4 protein-coding genes and 1 pseudogene are annotated in these 3,852 nt (G+C 37.5%); all 5 read right to left on the bottom strand.

Annotation, left to right across the window (positions count from 1 at the left end; genetic code table 11):
- Positions 1 to 226: pseudogene (locus tag ACLU24_RS14450) on the bottom strand (hypothetical protein); the annotation flags it as partial.
- A gap of 47 nt (positions 227 to 273) precedes the next feature.
- Positions 274 to 693 (bottom strand): nuclear transport factor 2 family protein, encoded by a 420-nt coding sequence (locus ACLU24_RS14445; RefSeq protein WP_003864537.1) that lies wholly within the window; start codon positions 691 to 693, stop codon positions 274 to 276.
- A gap of 69 nt (positions 694 to 762) precedes the next feature.
- The gene (locus ACLU24_RS14440; protein WP_412613342.1) at positions 763 to 1,233 is read right to left on the bottom strand and encodes a hypothetical protein; all 471 of its coding nucleotides are present in this window, start codon (positions 1,231 to 1,233) and stop codon (positions 763 to 765) included.
- Positions 1,234 to 1,259: 26 nt separating this feature from the next.
- Entirely contained in the window at positions 1,260 to 2,786 is a 1,527-nt protein-coding gene (locus ACLU24_RS14435) for a Y-family DNA polymerase (protein ID WP_044904903.1), read from the bottom strand.
- 53 nt (positions 2,787 to 2,839) lie between these two features.
- Positions 2,840 to 3,754, bottom strand: a complete 915-nt coding sequence (locus tag ACLU24_RS14430) for a restriction endonuclease (protein ID WP_227064771.1) — start codon at positions 3,752 to 3,754, stop codon at positions 2,840 to 2,842.
- Positions 3,755 to 3,852: the final 98 nt, after the last annotated feature.

Here is a 3,852-nt window from a genome sequence, read left to right as displayed (position 1 = left end):
TATCTCTAATCATATTTAATTGGTCATTTAATTTCATAATGACTTCATCGCTTAACTCTAACCGTTCATCTGTTAGCCTTGCAGTCTCTTTAATGGCTGCATCGTGTCCTGTAAGTGCCGCAAAAGGTGCAAACTGTGCTGCTCTGTCGTGAAGTGACATACGAGGATGGTTCTTCGATGTCGGATTCGGCAGATTGATTATATCGTCATAGGAATGTTCATCCATCTGTTACAGCACCTCCTTTGCTCGACAAACTTGAATTTATAGTCCTCTCAAAACCAATTTGCTTTTTCTTCTCGAAATACGGGAATATCACTATCTCGATATGGATTGTAATTATGAAGATTGCAACCAAACTCTTTTAATGATTTTATTTTGTTATCCTGTGTCCATACAATTAAAGATATTCCGTCAAATTCTTCAACATTTCCATTATTCATTTTGCTTTTAAAATACCACTCCACGATTGTTTGATTTCCTTGATGAAAAAATTGCTTAATCTCCCAGACAAGAACACTTCCGCGTGTATTCCATTCGTCAAACCAGTGCTTTACCGTTTTGCGGTTTTCATATTTAGGACTCCAACTCTCAGTATATACAACATCATCTGTAAAAATATTGTCAATTCCTAAATCTGCTTTCTTAATCCACATATCAAACCATAATCGGATAATTTTTTCTCTCTCGTTCATAAAGTACCTCCATAACTTTCGATTTTTCGTTCTCAGCGACTTCCCAATAAATGGGAATTTTATAACTTATCAATCCCAATATAATATTATCATATGGTCTATCTTCTTGCGGTCAGTCAGCTCTATAATACGAGGATTATTCTCTTCCTGAGCTATAAGCCATACTTTATAGTTTCCACATTCATCACTATCTCCAACAAAAGAAATATTACTTGGTTCAGCAACACCACTTTTTTCAATATATCTCTCTATTTGGGAAATAGGTAAAACTGTGTCAATCCAAAGAGCATCGGCGTATGTTGATTTTTCTCCTTTACTATTTGTGATTTCATAGCCATAAGTAGATACATAAATTACACTATCTGAGTCAGCAGACTTAATCTGTGCTACAAAGTTTTGTAAAGGATTAATATCTTCTTCGTCTAAACAAAAACTATTATAATCCTTACTTTTTTTATCAAAGTAATTATCAAATCCCATCAGAACATTATCATTCAAATCAAATTTTCTTGAATTAAAAACTATTTCTAATATGCCCATATTTTATTCCTCAAATTTCAGTTTGTTTAAGCCTTATGACCGCCGATTTGCTCGTTTCGGTCTTTGGCGGTTGCACCTTCTTCAAGGTTCATTCCCTTCAACACAGCATTCTTGCCAAACTTCTTTTTGATACTCAGCATTGCTTCTTGCATACGCCTTTCCCGTTCTAATTTTTCTTCTTCCTCCGCCTGCTTCTTCCTCTGTGCTTCGTAATCGGTAAAGAGGTCGAGTTGCTGGTATTCATCTTCCTGCTTGACGGATTTTTCATCAACAAGTTTATTCGCTGTGATTGTTATTCTGCGTACAAGCAAATGCTCGTCAACTATCCTGTCATACAAGTCCATCACGGCGTTGGTAATCAATCGAGTAGAGGAAGTCTTTTTCTCAAGATTCGCTGTTCCGTGTGCGTGCTTTGGAACTTTGCGTCCATATCGGTCAATCGTAACCTCGCCTTTGTATTGATATTTTAGGTTCGGATTACTTAAATTCTCAATATCATAGCCGATTGTCAACACAAGCTGGTCAGTTACAAGTCCTTTATCCACCAAATCAAGCACCATTTGGTCGGTCATTTCTTTTACAATCAACTTTGCCTTTTCGTAATCATACGGGCAGTGAAGTACCTGTCCTGAACATACACTATTGGTTTCCGGCTTATAGGCTTTGACCTGCTCCATCGTACAAGGTTCATATCCCCAAGCATGGTCAATTAGCAATTCCGCATTGATTCCAAACAGCTTGTAGAGCAGTTCTTCGTTATACAGTTCATTCGACTTTCCGATGGAACACCTTGCAATATCTCCCATAGTAAAAAGTCCATGTTCTTCCAGTTTCTTTGCATAGCCTTTACCAACTCTCCAGAAATCTGTAAGCGGTCTATGATTCCATAGCTGTCTGCGGTAAGACATTTCATCCAATTCGGCAATTCGCACACCGTCCTTGTCCGGCTCAATATGCTTTGCCACGATATCCATCGCAATTTTACACAAGTACATATTCGTGCCGATTCCGGCTGTTGCTGTGATTCCTGTTGTTTTCAAAACATCCTGTATCATCGTCATGGCAAGTTCCCTTGCAGTCATCTGATAGGTGTTCAGATAATTTGTTGCATCTATGAATACTTCATCAATCGAGTAAGGGAATATATCTTCCGGAGCAATGTATTTCAAGTAAACACTGTAAATCTTAGTGCTATACTCCAGATAGTATGCCATACGAGGTGGTGCAACGATATAATCAATCTCCAATGCTGGATTCGCATTTAATTCTGTACTGTCATCAGATGAACCAGTAAATGTACGATTTGGTGCTTTCCATCTTCGGTTGTTATTAGCTTCTTTTACCTTTTGCACGACTTCAAACAAGCGTGGTCTGCCGGGTATCCCATAACTTTTTAATGACGGAGATACCGCAAGGCAGATGGTTTTCTCTGTCCTGCTTTTATCTGCAACCACAAGATTTGTTGTCAAAGGGTCACGATTTCGCTCTTTACACTCCACAGAAGCATAGAATGATTTGAGGTCAATTGCGATATAGGTCTTTTGCTTTGCCATCATTCTATGCTCCCTTCTAAAATTCCTTCGAGTAAATTATGCTATCGTTAGTGTCAATCTTCGGTATAAAAACCATCCAATACATATGTTGTGACTGGTGTTATATACAATTCATATTTAATAACCAGTCTGATTAAATCATTTCCGTCAATCAATGTTATCGGCGTACCTTCTCTCGCAGCCTCTCTTGCCTTATTGGTAAATCGGCTATTAGTAATAAATACTCCATAATCGGCTTGATATTTGTTCATCGCCCCAAGAAATTGATTGATATCCGGCTCACTCACTGGATTTGAATTAAATCTTTTACACTGAATAACCACTCTGGTTGTTCTAAAATCATCGGCATCTACGTGATATCCATAGCCATCTATACCACCATCATTTGACACCTGAACCCCTTTGTTGGTAAACTCCACTCCCATCTTTGTAAGAAGTGCTCGTGAAAATTGTTCAAACTTTGCTGGAGACATATTAGCGATTGCACTCTGAAGTTTTACCTTGAAATCATCTAACAATTCGTCATCTGTGGATTCATTCTCCTCGTCTTCAACCTCCAGTGTTTCTACTGGCTTGTTTTTCGATTTGTTCTTAGTCGAATGTTCCTCCCAATAGCTTCGAGCCTTATCCCTTACTTCTGTCTTAACATCAAAATCTGTTAAATCTACATTTGCTCCATCTTGAGTAAGTGTAATCTTTGGATTGAATTTCACATAAGATATGAGTCCGACATAACTAAGCTCTTTAATAGCAAAATTAAACTTAAAATCAAATTTTTTGTACTGATTTCCTGTTTTATTAGATGTATATAGTTTCTGTTCAAATTCAGCAATATGCTCATCTAACTCACTAATTCTGTCTCTAATTTCAGAACGCTCTAACTGTCCACCTGCTTCCTGAAGGACTTGAAGGATTGGTTTAATAAGGTATGATACTTGTTCTTCTGTATTTAAATCGTCATAAAACATATTTATATTTACACCTCTCATTTACTGTGCATACTTCTTGAAATTCTCTGCCTGCTCAAGAACTTCCTTGTAAACATCATCAATGGTTACTGGCGGAT

Source organism: Pseudoruminococcus sp. (assembly GCF_047012705.1).
GTDB lineage: Bacteria > Bacillota > Clostridia > Oscillospirales > Acutalibacteraceae > Pseudoruminococcus.
Note: the sequence above shows the minus strand (reverse complement) of the source record. Positions and strands in the feature narration are given on the sequence as shown.